The organism is Chromobacterium vaccinii, from assembly GCF_000971335.1.
GTDB classification, from domain to species: Bacteria; Pseudomonadota; Gammaproteobacteria; order Burkholderiales; family Chromobacteriaceae; genus Chromobacterium; species Chromobacterium vaccinii.
This window is the reverse complement of the sequence record NZ_JZJL01000124.1, coordinates 1-1,442: the sequence shown is the minus strand read 5'-3', so window position 1 is coordinate 1,442 and position 1,442 is coordinate 1. Positions and strand designations below refer to the sequence as shown.

Sequence of the window (1,442 nt, the reverse complement as noted above, 5' to 3'; positions counted from 1 at the left end):
CCCCACCTGCGGCAGACCCAGCACCTCCCCGAACAGCCGCGCCAGCAATTGCTCCCGTTCCGATTCCGGCGCCCGGTAGCCCGTCCCACCGAACTCCGGCGCCGGCAGCGCCCTGCGGTCCAGCTTCCCGTTCGGCGTCAGCGGCAACGCGTCCAGCAACACGATCGCCGCCGGCACCATGTACTCCGGCAACTGCTCCAACGCGTAGCGACGGATCGCCGCGTACTGCTCGAAGTTCGCCGGGTTGTTCACATAGCCCGACAGCGGCTGCAACGCCCCCGCCGGCTGGTACACCCCGTCCAGCGCTTCGCCGTCCTCTCCCCGCACGAACACCGCGTCGAAATGCCCCGCCTGCCGCGACCACGTCGCCAGCATCCGCCAGCCCAGCTCCGCGCCCAGACGGCGCAGCGCTTCCGGCCGTACCCCGCCGTTCTCGTCCAGCCGCGCCAGCAGCGCCGACGGCGAACCGCCCGCCTTCAGCTCCCGCGCCGCCGCCGCTTCGCCATGCAGCAGCGCGTTCGGCACCCCCGTCACCCGCAGCGCGTCGCCGCCGACCGACAGCCGCTCGCGGCAGGCCGACAGGCTGCCCAGCGACGACCACGGCTCCGCCGCCGCCGACGCCAGCGAGCGCGCCTGGCACGGGCCCTTGCGCAACACCACTTCGTAGCGGTAGCGGTTAAGCTCGTTCGCCGCCTCGCCCCGCTTCAGGCGGATGTCCACCGCGCCGATCTGCGGCAGCTGTTCCCGCAGCCGGCTGAAGAAGTCCGGCGCCAGCAGCAGTTCCTTCTCCGCCAGCAGCCGCTGGCTCACCCGCCGCTGCAGCGCCGCCGCGTCGACCTCCGGCTCCGACTGCCGCAGCTCCACCGCCGCCGCGAAGCTGGGCAGCAGCTCCAGATTGCGCACGTCGCCCAGGTACAGCGCGCCGCCCGCTTCCAGCCGCGCCAGCGCCTGCTCGATCACTTCGCCCAGATAAGCGGCGTTCGGGAAGTACTGCAGCACCGAGTTGATCACGATGCAGTCGAAACGCATCGCCGGCAGCCGCGCCAGCTCGTGCGCGCCCAGCGCGAACAGGCGCACCTTGTCGCGGCAGGACTGGGTTTCCAGTTGTTTCTCCAGTACCGCGATCGTCGCCGGCGACAGGTCGGTGCCCCAGTAGGCTTCGCAGGCGTCCGCCAGCGGCGCCAGCAGCAGGCCGCTGCCGACGCCGATTTCCAGCAGCCGGCGCGGACGCAGTTCGCGGATCCGCTCCACGGTGGCGCTGCGCCATTCGCGCATCTGCGCCAGCGGCAGCGGCTGGCCGTCGTAGCTGCTGTCCCAGCCGCCGAAGTTCTCGCCGAAGGGCTGGTGCTGGTGGGCGTCGTACAGGGTGTCGTAGACCTGCTGCCACGCTTCCACCTGCCGCGATTCGCTGTCTTCGTCGCGCTGCAGCGCCGCCGCGTCGT

1 protein-coding gene is annotated in these 1,442 nt (G+C 71.8%); it reads right to left on the bottom strand.

Annotated features, from left to right (window positions below):
* A partial coding sequence (locus VL52_RS25615) for a class I SAM-dependent methyltransferase (protein WP_046159204.1) occupies positions 1 to 1,442 on the bottom strand: 1,442 nt, incomplete at both ends.